This window comes from Lacinutrix sp. YIN62 (genome assembly GCF_057219185.1).
On sequence record NZ_JBXVVH010000002.1, the window covers coordinates 201,941 to 216,843 of the forward strand.

Annotated in this window: 13 protein-coding genes; 3 read left to right on the forward strand and 10 right to left on the reverse strand. The window is 32.1% G+C overall.

Annotation, left to right across the window (positions count from 1 at the left end; translation table 11 throughout):
- Positions 1–5: 5 nt before the first annotated feature.
- The gene (locus AC2D8I_RS02340; RefSeq protein WP_484704381.1) at positions 6–1,133 is read right to left on the reverse strand and encodes a vWA domain-containing protein; all 1,128 of its coding nucleotides are present in this window, start codon (positions 1,131–1,133) and stop codon (positions 6–8) included.
- 114 nt (positions 1,134–1,247) lie between these two features.
- Here AC2D8I_RS02340 and AC2D8I_RS02345 point away from each other — a divergent pair, with 114 nt between their 5' ends.
- From AC2D8I_RS02345 to AC2D8I_RS02355, 3 genes are all read left to right on the forward strand, one after another.
- Positions 1,248–4,442 carry a WD40/YVTN/BNR-like repeat-containing protein gene (locus tag AC2D8I_RS02345; protein ID WP_484704382.1) on the forward strand — a complete coding sequence of 1,065 codons (3,195 nt, stop codon included), beginning with the start codon at positions 1,248–1,250 and terminating at the stop codon, positions 4,440–4,442.
- A 40-nt stretch (positions 4,443–4,482) separates the two neighbouring features.
- Positions 4,483–5,106 carry a YceI family protein gene (locus AC2D8I_RS02350; RefSeq protein ID WP_484704383.1) on the forward strand — a complete coding sequence of 208 codons (624 nt, stop codon included), beginning with the start codon at positions 4,483–4,485 and terminating at the stop codon, positions 5,104–5,106.
- A 124-nt stretch (positions 5,107–5,230) separates the two neighbouring features.
- Positions 5,231–6,397 (forward strand): LETM1-related biofilm-associated protein, encoded by a 1,167-nt coding sequence (locus tag AC2D8I_RS02355; protein WP_484704384.1) that lies wholly within the window; start codon positions 5,231–5,233, stop codon positions 6,395–6,397.
- 13 nt (positions 6,398–6,410) lie between these two features.
- Here the strand turns inward: AC2D8I_RS02355 and AC2D8I_RS02360 are convergent, their stop codons facing one another.
- From AC2D8I_RS02360 to AC2D8I_RS02400, 9 genes are all read right to left on the reverse strand, one after another.
- On the reverse strand, positions 6,411–7,166 hold the full coding sequence (locus AC2D8I_RS02360) for a LytR/AlgR family response regulator transcription factor (protein WP_484704385.1): 756 nt from the start codon (positions 7,164–7,166) through the stop codon (positions 6,411–6,413).
- Between the two features lie 121 nt (positions 7,167–7,287).
- Positions 7,288–7,623, reverse strand: coding sequence for a 2TM domain-containing protein (locus AC2D8I_RS02365; RefSeq protein WP_484704386.1), 336 nt, complete (start codon positions 7,621–7,623; stop codon positions 7,288–7,290).
- Positions 7,624–7,636: 13 nt separating this feature from the next.
- A complete protein-coding gene (locus AC2D8I_RS02370) occupies positions 7,637–8,983 on the reverse strand; it encodes a 2TM domain-containing protein (protein WP_484704387.1) in 1,347 nt (448 codons plus the stop codon).
- Between the two features lie 7 nt (positions 8,984–8,990).
- The gene (locus AC2D8I_RS02375) at positions 8,991–9,614 is read right to left on the reverse strand and encodes a tetratricopeptide repeat protein (RefSeq protein ID WP_484704388.1); all 624 of its coding nucleotides are present in this window, start codon (positions 9,612–9,614) and stop codon (positions 8,991–8,993) included.
- 220 nt (positions 9,615–9,834) lie between these two features.
- On the reverse strand, positions 9,835–11,991 hold the full coding sequence (locus AC2D8I_RS02380; RefSeq protein ID WP_484704389.1) for a TonB-dependent receptor: 2,157 nt from the start codon (positions 11,989–11,991) through the stop codon (positions 9,835–9,837).
- An 18-nt stretch (positions 11,992–12,009) separates the two neighbouring features.
- Positions 12,010–12,819 (reverse strand): hypothetical protein, encoded by an 810-nt coding sequence (locus AC2D8I_RS02385; protein WP_484704390.1) that lies wholly within the window; start codon positions 12,817–12,819, stop codon positions 12,010–12,012.
- Positions 12,820–12,826: 7 nt separating this feature from the next.
- Positions 12,827–13,291, reverse strand: a complete 465-nt coding sequence (locus AC2D8I_RS02390) for a hypothetical protein (protein WP_484704391.1) — start codon at positions 13,289–13,291, stop codon at positions 12,827–12,829.
- Positions 13,288–14,019, reverse strand: coding sequence for an ABC transporter permease (locus tag AC2D8I_RS02395; protein WP_484704392.1), 732 nt, complete (start codon positions 14,017–14,019; stop codon positions 13,288–13,290). Before AC2D8I_RS02395 ends, AC2D8I_RS02390 begins: the two co-directional genes overlap by 4 nt.
- The gene (locus AC2D8I_RS02400) at positions 14,016–14,891 is read right to left on the reverse strand and encodes an ABC transporter ATP-binding protein (RefSeq protein ID WP_484704393.1); all 876 of its coding nucleotides are present in this window, start codon (positions 14,889–14,891) and stop codon (positions 14,016–14,018) included. Before AC2D8I_RS02400 ends, AC2D8I_RS02395 begins: the two co-directional genes overlap by 4 nt.
- Positions 14,892–14,903 lie beyond the last annotated feature (12 nt).

Consider the following 14,903-nt stretch of genomic DNA (forward strand, 5'->3'; position numbering starts at 1 on the left):
TAAAACTATCCTTTAATACGTTTCTTTCTATTGGTTTCATAATCTTCAAAAATCATTTCTCCTAAGCCTTTTAATCCTGTATAAAATGCTTTTCCTTGATTCGCTTGTGTAAACTGCTGTACAAATTGCATCAAATAGGAGTCTTGAGCTATCATAAATGTTGTTATAGGAATATGAAGTTTTCTTGCTTGTTGTGCCATCGCATAACATTTATTAGTGATGTAAGGATTAAGACCATTACTATCCTTGTAGTAATTACCGTCAGGCAACCTCAAACAACTTGGTTTCCCGTCGGTAATCATAAAAATTTGTTTATTTGTATTACGTTTTCTTCGTAACAAATCCATTGCTAGCTCTAGACCTGCAACGGTATTAGTATGATAAGGTCCTACATTTAAATACGGAAGGTCTTTAATTTTTATAACCCAAGCATCATTCCCAAAAACTAAAATGTCTAATGTATCTTTCGGGTATCGTGTTGTAATTAACTCTGCTAATGCCATTGCTACTTTTTTGGCTGGTGTGATTCGGTCTTCTCCATACAGAATCATACTATGACTAATATCAATCATTAACACTGTACTCATTTGCGATTTGTGCAAGGTCTCTTCGATCACCAAGTCTTCTTCGGTTAAGCGAAACCCATCTATTCCATTATTTATTTGAGCGTTACGTAAACTTTCTGTTATAGAAACTTTATCCAAAGCATCTCCGAACTGATAGTTTCTAAAATCACCCGTATGTTCGTCTCCTACTCCTTGAGACTGACTTTTATGCTGGCCAGAACCGCTCCGTTTTATTTGTCCGAAAATTTGCTCTAATGCCGCCTGTCGAATGGCTCGTTCGGTTTTCGCTGTAATAGTCATCCCGCCTTTACCATTTGGTTTTACGGCTTCACGAATGTATCCTTTAGCTTTCAAATCTTCAATAAAGTCTTCAATAGTATAATCTGGTGTCGTTAATTTATATTCTTTATCAAGCTCTCTTAGCCAATCTATAGCTTCATCAAAATCTCCAGAAGTATGCGTTATGAGCTCTTTAAATATATCGAATAATTTTTCAAAAGGAGATTGAAAAGGCGCTTTATATCTTTTAAAAACGAATCCTTTTCTTTGCGTTCTTGTTTTTTTCATAGCATTATAAAAATACAATATTTTTGGGTATTGTCGCTTTCATGTTAACAAGTCTTTATGAATTATCTGCATCCGTTTTATTACCTTTATTTTCATAACCTATGAAACCTTAAAATGAAACACTTTTTATCAACCCTGTCCCTATTATTTATCTTTTCCTTGTCTGCTCAAGAGTTTTCTATGGATTTGGTTAAAAATATGACTCCTCGTAATATTGGCCCTGGCGGAATGTCCGGTCGTGTTACTGCTATAGATGTTATTCACAGCAATCCAGATATAATGTACGTTGGTACAGCTTCGGGTGGGCTATGGAAATCTACTTCAGGTGGTATAAAATGGCACCCTATATTTGACAAAGAGGTTACAGCTTCCATTGGCGCACTAGCGATACAACAATCTAACCCAAGTGTAATATGGGTGGGTACTGGAGAAGGCAACCCTAGAAACAGTTTAAATGGAGGTTATGGCATCTATAAATCTTTAGATGGAGGCAAAAATTGGTTGTCTATGGGATTAGAAAAAACACGTCATATACATCGCATTGTTATAGATCCAACTCATCCAAACACCGTTTATGTTGCCGCTATCGGTTCGCCTTGGGGAGCGCATACAGAACGCGGAGTTTACAAGACCACCGATGGTGGCAAAACTTGGAAAAAAATACTCTATGCCAATACAAAAACAGGAGCTGCTGATCTGGTTATGGACCCCACAAACCCCAATAAATTAATCGCAACGCTATGGGAGCACAAGAGAGCCCCCTGGTTTTTCAACTCTGGCGGACAAGGCTCGGGCTTGTATATTACCCATGACGGAGGCGAAAATTGGAAAAAAATAACCGATAAAGAGGGCTTACCTAAAGGTAATCTTGGACGTATTGGAGTAGCTATTGCAAAAAGTAAACCGAATATAATCTATGCGCTTATTGAAGCTAAAAAGAATGCTTTATACAAAAGTGAAGATGGTGGTTTTAATTGGAAAAAAATTAATGATAAAAAAGGCATTGGTAACAGACCTTTCTACTATTCTGAAATTTATGTAGACCCTCAAAACGAAAACCGCGTTTATTCTGTATTTACATACATTAATGTAAGTGAAGATGGTGGTAAAAATTTCAACCAATTAATGCCTGCATATGGTGTTAATAATGGGGTTCACCCCGATCATCATGCTTGGTGGATTCACCCAGAAAATGGTAACTTTATGATAGATGGTAATGATGGTGGAATGAACATTACAAAAGACGGCGGCAAAAACTGGCGCTTTATAGGGAATCTGCCTGTAGCACAATTCTACCATATAAATGTAGATAACGACATTCCTTATAACGTATACGGAGGCATGCAAGACAATGGATCTTGGCGAGGCCCCGCTTATGTTTGGCGCTCTCAAGGGATTAGAAATTCATATTGGCAAGAACTCTCTTTTGGCGATGGTTTTGATGTTATTCCTGATAAAGACAACTCCAGATATGGTTGGACTATGAGCCAACAAGGCTATGTAAGTCGCTACGATTGGAAAACGGGTAACAATTATACTGTACAACCAACACATCCCGATGCAGAGGTTTTATTACGTTTTAACTGGAATGCAGCTATTAATGTCGATCCATTTAACAATAATATCGCCTATTTTGGGAGTCAATTTGTTCATAAATCAACAGACAAAGGAGATACATGGCAAATCATTTCACCCGACTTAACAACTAATAACCCCGAAAAACTAAAACAAAGAGATAGTGGAGGACTAACTATTGATGCCACTGGAGCAGAAAACCATTGTACCATTTTAGTTATCGAGCCTTCTCCCCTTGAAAAAGATATGCTCTGGGTAGGTACAGATGACGGACGCATACATATTACACAAAATGGAGGAGACACTTGGACGGAGGTTTCTAAAAACCTAAAAGGCCTCCCAGAAGGCAGCTGGATTGTGCAAATAAAAGCATCCAACAAAAATAAAGGGGAAGCGCTTTTAGTCGCTAATGATTATAGACGCTTCAACTATACTCCTTATGCATACCGAACAAAAAATTATGGAAAAACGTGGAAACGTATTGTAGACTCTAATACAGTAAAAAGCTATACATTATCCATAGTTGAAGACCTCGAAGAGCCTAATCTTTTATTTTTAGGTACAGATGATGGCTTATACCTTTCTATAAATGCTGGGAAAAAATGGACAAAATGGACTGAAGGTTTCCCTACTGTCCCTGTTAAAGATCTAGTTATTCATCCGCGTGAACACGATTTAGTAATAGGTACTTTTGGGCGTGCCGCTTGGATAATAGATGATATTCGACCTTTAAGAGCTATCGCTAAAAACAATCGCCTATTAAATAAAAAGCTGGAGCTCTTCTCCCCTCCTACAGCCTATAAAGCGACATACCAACAACCTACAGGCAGTCGCTTTGGAGCAGATGCCACTTACAATGGTGAAAACAGAAATTTTGGAGCGCAATTAAGTTATTATTTAAAAATTAATCCTACTTCAAAAAAAGAAGAAGATAAAACGAGTAATAAGGAAAACCCAAAGGAGGAAAACATCGTAAAATGGGATTCTATTACAATGAATATATATGATGGTAATCGCTTAATTAGAACCTTAAAACGTAAAAGCCCTAAAGCGACTGGAATTCACAAATGGACCTGGTTTATGCGTGAAAGCGGAAAAGCTAGGCCTTCTAAAAACATTAGACCCCGTAAAAGCGAACCTAGTGGTGTTTCTGTAAAACCAGGGGTTTATCGAGTAGAAATGCACTATGGAGATCAAACTTCTGAAACGCAAATAACTGTTAAAGAAGACCCTCGTATTACTGTTTTAACCTCGAATACTGATGCTATTTATGCCGCATTAAAAACAATAGAAACAATGCAACAAACTGCTGCAAACGCAATAAAGCAATTAGTAGAAAGTAAAAATACGGCTTCTAAATACGAGAAAGATTTAAAAAAATTAGATTCAAAAAAATATACAGAAGAAATAAAGATATCTAAAGAAATTATACAGAAAATTGACTCTACTTTAGCGCTTTACTTCGGAAAAGAAGATAAGCGTCAAGGGATTACAAGAAACAACCTCCCAACAGTAAATTCTCGAATAAACAAAGCCCGCAATTACATTCGTTCTCGAAAAAAAGGGTTATCCAAAACAGAATTTACTTTAGTGTCTCAAGCCAAGGAAAGTTTAACTGATTTTATAAATAAAATTAATATTTTTTATGATGAAGATTGGAAACCGTATCGCAAAACAATAGAAGGTTTAAATACTTCTGAATTTAAAGACACAAAAGCCTTTAGTTTAGACTAAAAAATACTTAACTTTATTCTTTAATAAAAAACTAAGAAAAATGAACAAAATAAGCGCCCTACTAATAGTCTTATCATTAGGGGTATTATCATGCAAGAGTGACAAAAAAGAGCCTAAGGAAACGTCTCCTGTAGAGACTGTAGAAACTAAAAAATTCGTAGTTATACCAGAAGCCACATCTGTAAAATGGACCGCCTATAAAACTACTGATAAAAAAGCGGTTGGAGGAGAGTTTTTGGTCTTAAATTTCGATAAAAAAACAGGCAACACACCACAAGAAGCCTTAAATAATTTAAATTTTGCTATCCCTGTTAGTAGTTTATTTACCAAAGATGAAGGGAGAGACACTAAATTAAAAACATCTTTTTTTGGTGTTATGCTTGATCCTGAGTTTATAAAAGGAACCATTACTTACAATGATGGAAAATATATTGCAGCCATTACCATGAATGGTACGACTAATAATTTACCATTAGAAGTCTCCATAACAGATGAAAGACGTGTAAAAATGGTAGGGACTATGCACTTAAAAGATTGGAAAGCCTTGGAGGCTTTAGAAACCTTAAATAAGGTTTGTTTTGACTTACATAAAGGAGCAGATGGAATAAGCAAAACTTGGGAAGATGTAGCTATTGAAGTGAACACTTTTCTAAGGGCTAATTAATACAGCTAAAAATAATTTTGTTTACCCTTTAAGATTAAATCCTAAAAAATAATAAAAGCTACTTAATTGTAGCTTTTTTTTTTCCATATGAATGCTTATTTTAGAGTAAATAAAAAGCAATTCTATGAATCCGTCAACTAGCGGTTGGGTAAAAAAACTATTAAAAACAATTGAAACCTTAAAACTTCCCAACACCCTTTTGGAATTATATAATGGTTTACGATTATCTGGTTATATCTATGGTAGTAATACCGATATTGTTAATAATTACATAGAAAAAGGAGATTTAAGTCCTGAAGAGATGTGTAAAATAAATCACCTTCTAGCATTATATATCACTCATAATGAAACACAGCAACCTGTTGATTTTATAGACAATATTATTCGCTTTTATTCTGAAGTTAAGGCGTATAAAACAACCTTTTTATCGGATATTTTAAGAGAAAAAAAGGATGCCTCATTATTAGAAAAAATCATTCATAAACGGATTCAAATAGATAATAACCTAATAAATAAAAGTTTCAATTACTTTATAACTAATGCCCTTTTATTTATTGATGTTATTGCGTTTAGGCAATTTTTAAGCATTGGAAATATTTCTGAACAAAATATTCAACAAAAAGAATCTATAATAGAGACCATTGTTTTAAATACACTAAATGCTAAAGCAGATAAAACATCTTATGATACAAGCTTAATTAACTTTTTTGAGCAATCTATGCGTTATCAAAAGGATAAAGAATTAAGTTACTTAGAAGCTATCTCCCTCCTTAACACACCTCTGGATAAACAATATATTTTAGATTTAGCTTGTATATCGACTTGGAGCGACAAAACTATAGATGATAATGAACGCTACATCCTTTTTCAATTAGGTAAAAACTTAGATTTAAACGAATACACTGTAAAAACATCCATTACTGTTATTAATACCTTTTTTAACGATCATAAAAAAGACATCATTCTATTAGGGTCAAGAAATATAGTTAAAACCTTTTATGACAACTCTAGTAAAATGGTAAGTAAACTTATTTCTAGAAATAGTAAACGCCTACAAAAAGAACTCGTACAAAGTAAGGAATTAATGTTTTTAATTTCGCAGTCTACAGTTAGAGATTTAAGTACAAAAGAACAAAAAATAGTACAAGAGCAACTGCTTGACATTTTTAAGTCTATCCCTAGTTTGGCTATTTTTATGCTTCCAGGAGGTGCTTTACTATTACCGCTTGTAATAAAATTCATCCCCAAACTACTCCCATCAGGATTTGATGACAATAGAACCGAAGATTAACTTTAATCGCACATTATTCTAACCATAACTTAAAGTCTTTTACACGCTCTCTTGCAACAATAACATCTTGTTCCCTATACGTTTTTAATTTAATTTGCAAGCGTGAATTCGTATAGCTTATCATATCCTTTATCGCATAAATATTAACAAAGAATTTTCTATTAATTCTAAAAAAAGTCTGCGGTTCCAATTCTTGCTCCAAACGCTCTAAGCTAGTATCTAACAAATAACTACGCCCTTCACTTGTATAAAGATAAGTCCCTTTATTCTCGCTATAAAAACATTCGATCTCATCAATATTTATTAGTTTTAAATGCTGCCGAACTTTAATTGAAAAACGCTTTTTATATTCACGTTCTATCGGGTTTACTAACAGTTTTTTTATATCATTAAAATCTAAAGTTACATTTTGTTTTTGTGGTAGTCTGGTTTTAAATTTGGCAACAGCCATCTCTAAATCATCTGCATCTATAGGTTTAAGCAAATAGTCTATACTATTTAATTTAAAGGCTTGTAAGGCGTATTCATCGTAAGCGGTTGTGAATATTATGGCAGACTGTATTGCTATAACATCAAATATTTGAAAAGACAGCCCGTCACTTAACTGGATATCTAAAAAAATTAAATCTGGATGCGCATTATTTCGAAACCATTCTATAGACTCTTCTACCGAATGCAGCAAGGTTTCAACATATATATCTATAGCCTTTAACATGCGCTGTAAACGTCGTGCCGACGGCTTTTCATCTTCAATTATTAACACCCTCATACTTATTCCTGCTTATTTTTACTAATTTAATTACTATTTAAAATATTAAACGCCTTAAAAAAATGCGTCTTTTGATTCTAATTGTTCACCAATTTTTTAGCACTTTAATTACAATATACTTTTACTCCCACTGGTTTGTTTCTTCTTCCATATATTTAGCAATTTTTCGCTTTTCCCATGCTTTACCAAAGACTAAATTTTTACCAAAAACACCTACGCCATGAAAAAACAAGCCTATCCCCCAAAAAAAAGGCGTTGAAAATGTAGAAAAACTCCAGAACTGATTTTCAGCATGTCTGGCTATTATAATAATGATAAAAATATTTACAATAATATAGGAGGCCAAATGCCAGTAAAATCCAATTATTCTTTCGACCTTTTTTTTGGCCCGTATATAAGCTTCTTCCTGACTATGATATTGATCTTTATTTTCGTGTGATTCTATATTATATTCCATCTTAACTTTCAATTTAATTCCAATGCTTCTTTTTTTCTTCTTCTATAAATTTTTGAATCTTACGACGCTCCCAATCACGCCCCAATATACCATCATTTACAAAAACCTTATACGCGTGAAATGCAATACCCATTCCCCATCCAAAAGCAGAAAACCAAAACCATTGAAATTCCCAATAAGTCTTATAATTTATAAAAATTAAAAAAGGTATAACGAGACAATAAGCAATTACGTTGTAATAAAACCCTTTGACTTCTTCTACGTGTTTTCGTGCTCTTATATAAGCATCATTCATATTTTTTTCTTCTTTTTGTATCATCACTTTTATTTGTTTTGTAAGCATAGGAATTGCGACTTTAAAATAAGCCTCGTCTTCTATAATACTTACTTTTTTACTTGTTAATAAATGGTAGCGTTGTTTAATATTATTTAATCCGACGCCACTACTTTTTTTAATCACTTCTTTGGTTTGCAAGTTATTTTCTACAACCAATGTATTATTAAATTCATAAATTCTTATGTGCAACGGTTTATTTGCCGTTACAATATTATGCTTTACGGCATTTTCTAAAAGCAACTGCAATGACAAAGGCACAACTTTACTCTCTGGGTCTACAGAACACGCTGGGATATCAAAAACAAGGCTATCTTCAAAACGCATTTTAAGCAAGGACATATAGATTTTTGCAAATTTTAATTCTTCATCTACGGTCACTAAATCCTTATTCTTTTGCTCTAGCACATAACGGTAAACCTTAGAGAGCCCGGTTGTGAATCGCTGTGCATTCTCTGGATGTTCTTCTATTAAACTGGTTAATACATTTAAACTATTAAATAAAAAATGCGGGTCTAATTGGTTTTTCAAAGCATCGAACTTTGCACTTGCTGTTCCTGCAATAACCTTTTGCTCCTTAACTTTATTTTCTTGCTTGGATTTATAATAATGAAAAATATAAAATGCAGCGGTAACAGTAACAGCTATTGTTAGAGAGAACCAGTAATATATTATTTTCTCATCGGCAAAAAACTGGCTAACGCTGCTATTATAAACAACAACGTTTATAAAAAAACGAAGGATAAAAATGGTGACGACAGATATTATTATTGAAGATAGTGCTGCTAAAACTATTCTTTTTATTTCAAACAGCTCACTTTTGTAACGTTTTAAGAAATACCCAATAACATAGGCATTAGCCATATACAATATAATAGCATACATTTGATTATATACAAAATCCAAATAGAAATTAGTATTCATTTCTATTTCAATCCCATTAAAGTACATAATTATACCTCTAATTAAGAATACAATAATTCCAATAATAAATGCTTTCCCTAGCGCTTTAAAAAACTCCAACACATTAATTTTATTTACACGTTTTTAATACTTCTTTGGCTCTATCTTCGCCCCAATTGGGATGAAAATCTGTTTCTGGTTTAAAGTTAGCAAAAAGTTCTACAGCTTTTTTAATAGCCTTACAAAAGGGCTTTGTGTCTTGCCCAAAAAACTTAGCCGTTCCAATATCCCATTCTGTTTTACTTAATACTACTCTAGGGTTTTGGGGACTTAATTTATAAGCCTTTGCATACAAATTTGTTATTTTTCCAGATAATGTCATCCCATAAGTACTTCCATCACTAGCCACATAAGCCGTATACAGCATTGCTTGCATAATCATAATCTCAGGATTGTGTTTTGAAATAGATTTGGCCTTATCTAAAAACCGCTGTGCACGCTGCAATTGTGAATCTAATTTTACTTTATTTTTTAAAACTGTAAACCCATCCCATATTAAAATTTCTGCTGCATAATATGGAGCTAACCAATTATCGGGTTCGGCATTTGCGATACGTTCAAATAAATTAACAGCGGCTTCTGTTTTTTGCTCTTGCCACAGTGCAAAGGCTGTTTTCATACCGTTTTCATAATTGCTCTGTGCTGGCAATATAGAAGTGATTATAAATACAATAATAAGTGATATTTTACACATAATACATTTGTTTTAATTACACCACAAATATCTCACAGTACGCGATGTTTTTAAAAAGAGTATTTCTGAATTGTTATTTCTTATGGCTGAATTGTAAACTTCTAATTTATAAAAAGGCTTGCGTTTAATTATAATTTATCTTGTATAAAAAGGGAATATTTTATAAACAACTCTAAATGAATACTCTAAAAAAAACAAAAGCACGCCTATAGTGTAACGTTTACAACTTATACATAAATCCAAAGTAAACCGTAAGTGGCTGTAAATAATCGTATGAGAAATCGCTATAATCCATATTATAAAGCTTTTCACTCTGGTTATTAGTATCGAATACGTTATTTATTGAAAAATAGCTAATTAATGCGTTTTCATTAACTTTAAACACTTTATTAAACGTAATATTAAAACTATTATAATTATTAAGAGCTTCACCATTAATCCCTTCGGAATATGTAGGACTATACGCATTAGCATCGGTATCAAATGTACTGCCTACTATTGGCGTAAACCGTGTTCCAGAACGCCCTATATAATTTAATGCAACATTAACATATTTAGGGTTGGTATAAGACAATGCTGCCTTTACAAAGTAATTTAAATCGTCTGTTGCATTCACAAAGTTATCGTAGGCCCTAATTTTTTTATCAACAATAGTATTAGACAGCGTTACTTTAAAAGCATCATTTATAAAATACGCTACAGAAAACTCCAGCCCAAATATTTTTGTTTTATCATAAGGTATAAATTCACTGGTTACCAAATCTCCACCTTCATCTTTATAATAAACAGCTGCATTTATAGTATAATCTGTCTTCTTAAAAGCATAATCTAAAGCGACTTGGTAACTTTCTAAAAGCGTATAATTAGTATCAAAAAACTCGGGTAAAGAGTAATTAAAATATTTTCCTGAACTCAACAAAAAGGAATGTTCCCTATTTAAATTATATCTTAAATTAAATTGAGAACTCAAATTACTACTTTGTTTTTTAGTCGGGATATTAAGTCTAGCGCCAACAGAACCGGTTAACTTATCTGTTATTTTATGCGTATCATACAAATACATTTCAATAATATGATTCGAAATATCTTCGGCCATTATTAATGCTGGTGCAGTAGGAGCTTGCGCAAAAAAAAACTCAGGAATAGTGCTTTCGTAATTATAACTATTATAAGTTGTACTAGCCCCTACTTGCAAAGTATTTCCATCAAATATTTTATCCTTATAATTAACAGAAGTATACAACTGAAGTTCGTCTACTTTAGAATCTACATTTCCAAAATTATACGATTTATTAGCGAGGTCTACTCCTCCATTAATGGTTAAATAACTTTTCTCATATTTTTTCTTATAGTTTAAAATATTAAAATACCTCGTATTCGAAGTTTTTTGAGTCCCTTTATATGTGAAGCTTTGACTCACTGCGCTATAATCTTCATCTATTACATAATTAAAGATATTGAATACGGTCTCTTCATTTATTTTATGATGATAATTTATTCCAAAATCTTTATTTTTAAAATAATTGATAGCATCAAAACCGGGTGCATTTAAACCTATAAAAGGGCTTGAAAACTGCCAATTCCCATAAAGCTGTACAAAATTCTCAGCTTTCGTTTTTTGAGATACGAAAAACCCTAAATTGGCCAGGCCTGCAGAAAGACTCAATTGATTTGCACTTAATTTATCTATGGATTCTATCTCTATTAATCCGGCACTAGAATTCCCATAAGTTAACGGAGGATTGCTCGCATATACATATTGTTTATCTATAAGTTCCGTATTAAATAAACTAAAACTGCCAACACTGTTTACTTGACTATTTTTTATAGGGTTTATAACAGGTACACCATTTAGCACTACTAATGAACGTGTAGAACTACTCCCTCTCAAAACTGGATTTGAATTTTCGCTAACATTTGTTGAGGATGCTAACCCTGTTATAGCTTTTAAAGGATCTCCATTGGATATAGGATCTAAATAAATATCTAATTTCTCTAATTTATTAACTGAAAACTGCTCAGAAATGGGTGATTTATAACTTAATGCAACTTCTTGCAATTGATTTTCCCCAAATGCAATTGTGATCCTATTCACCGCGTTATGAGACAATAAGCTCACTTTTTTATAATATGTTTTATAACCAATAGAAGAGACAACCAAAGTGTCCTTTTTTTGTTCAAGAATTGATAATGGCAGGCTAAATTTACCATCAAAATCTGTTGTAGTACCAATAGCTGAATTATTTTTCAAATAAACATTTGCAGCAAAAACAGGAACACGCTCTTTATCTAAAACGACCCCTTGTATTCTAGATTGACCAAACCCTAAAACACAGAGTAGCATAAGCCCAAAGGCGATATAATTCTTTTTAATCATTTCAAAATTTATAAAAAATCAATCTATAAGTTTTACTGCCAATGATTTAATAGAATAATTTTCTGGATAAAGAGCAATAGCTTCTTTAAAATATTTTTTTGCCTCCTTTATCTTATTGTCATTAATATAAAACTGAATAAGCATAACATAACTTAAATCCTTTCCCCAAGAAGGCAAATATTTATTAGGATGTAACTGGTCGGGAAGTGCAATCGCTTTTAATAAATGGTTTTGCATAATTTTACCTCCTCCAAATTCTTTTGGGGTATAAAAATCATTACTAGCCGCTACATAATGAGCTCGAATATTTTTATCGTCTATTTTAAGTGCTTTTTCTATGTTTTTTTTAATTTTCACTGCATAAACACCTTTTCTTAAATTAGGTACATATTGTATAGCAAAACCTTGAATCATACTTAATAACACATAATCTTCTCCATTTTTAGGTGTTAATTCCTCTATTATTTTTAGGCCTTTATTTATTTGAATCTCACTTTCGTCTTTATCCTTTTTTTGCATATAATAAATAGACTTATAGTAATATAAATATGCCTGCCAATATTTAATAATATTTTGAGGGTGTTTCTTTATAAGCGCATTTAATTTAAATTCTATACTTTCTAAACTACTTACCTCTTTTGAGGTTATAGACGTTACAAAAGCCTGGTAAATCTTAGCTTGTATATTTTCTAAAACCGTATCATTAACTTTAAACTGCAAAGGAGTATTTGCATAAGCAATAGTAGCATTGTTTTTTGAGGCATTAGAATTTTGGCAACCTGTTATTGCCCATAGAACGATAATAGAGAGGTAATATATTGTTTTCATCTTACATTCAATTAAAAGTTAAAAATCTTTGAAAGCCAAAAGGGCTAAAAAAAAGATAGATCAATACGATCCAGAAAACAAAATAAAGTTTCTTGCTTCTAGAAAGGTTGAAATTAAATTTACCATAATCACTAGAATTGGTATTTACCAGAAAAATATCCGAGTAAAAAGGATTCAACTCTATAATTAACTCTATTGCAAAGGCATAATACAGCATTTTATAAGACAAAAAGCCTTTCAAAGCACAAATTGACAATAATAAAAGTGTCATTCCTATTCCCGAATAATAAAAAATATAACGGTGCAACTTATTATCTGTATGTGACACTTTCACATACGGATGAGGGTAAGGAAGCATTGCTATTCCTACATTAAAAATTCGTAATCTTAAAATTAGAGCACTAATAACATGTCCCAATTCATGGAAAATTGTTAGTGTTAATAATCCGCCAAACAAATACAATATACTCATACCCTATGTAATGCTTTTCTCTTAAACATAAACGTAAATAACACCGCAAAAACGGCAAAAAACAGTAGCATGATTAACAATGAATACCCGATATTTTCTTCTCTATAAAAATTTAATAAATAAGTAAGCGGAAAAAACATATTAATAGTTGCTATAACATTATTTAACTCACTCACAGGATAAAAACAATCGCAAAGAAAAATCATTAAAAAATAAATGATATTGCCTATTTCTTTACTAGAATCTTCACTATTCCTTAGGTTTCCAGAAAAACTAATAAGTAATCCCATAAAAGAAAAAAGGATTAACCCTATTAAAGACCCCACTGTAAGTAGTATAAATTGTGTTAGGCTTACTGCGTAGCCAAAAAACAAAAACGAAATTAAAATTAACATTAATATACTTGCTACAACAACCAAAGCCCTACATATAACCATTCCTAAAAAATAATTAAATACATTCATAGGAAGTCCTTTTAAAAACTTGATAATATTCTCTTGATAATATTGCTTTATCACAGCTCCTGTAGAAAAGATTCCTTGACTTAATACATTCATTGCAACGACTCCAGAGAGCAAAAAATAAATATACTCAGGACTAGAAATCCCCCAAATACTCCCAAAAATAACAAACAATAATGTTGGAAATATAAATGTAAAAAACAAGGCTACCTTTATACGGTAATACATTAATAAATTATATTTTATAGATGTTACGAGTGATTTCATTGATTATTTTTTGCGATTAGATAGTGATAAACATCCTCTAAACCTTTTTCCAGCAAAGAGTATTTATTAATTGTTTTTTGCACAATAGCTAGTGTTTCATTAAAGTCTTTACTAAAAATATGATGCTGGTCATTATAAGTAATCACGATGGCCTCTGACGGTAGTTTTTTAACATCTTGTGTGTCATCAATTACAATTTTTTTGTTTCCCATCAAATACATATCAGACATATAGTTTGAAACAGTATCTGCGTCCAACAATTGTTTCCCTTCATTTATAAAAACAACTTTATCGGCATACTGTTCTGCTTCCTCCCAAATGTGAGTAGTAAACAGTACCGTTAGATTTTTTCTATTGGATAATATTTTCCAATATTTACTTCGCATTGAAGGGTCTAAAAAAGAGGTCGGTTCATCTGCAATGAATAATGAAGGCGAGTGTATTAGAGATAATATAATTCCTACCTTTTTACGCTCCCCTTTCGATAGGGAATAAAAAAGGCTATTATTAATACTTTCTACTCCTAAACTCTCTTTTAATTGATTAACAATACTGTCTTCTTTTTTTATATTATAAATAGAAGCTGTAAATGCAATGAGTTCTTTTACTTTTAATGCAGGAAAAAAAGGGCTGTTATCGTATAAAACACCAATATTTTTTTTCTTTTTATTAAACGTATTATTATATACTTTTACGTCTCCAGATGTTGGTGAAAAATTATCTGCTATAATATCTATAATAGTACTTTTCCCTGAGCCATTACTCCCTAATAAAGCTACTTTTTCCCCTTCGTTAATGCTAAAGTCAATCCCATCAAGAATTTGTTTTTTTTCAATGGTATAATGTAAATCTGATATATTTATTACCTCCATAAATTATAGGGT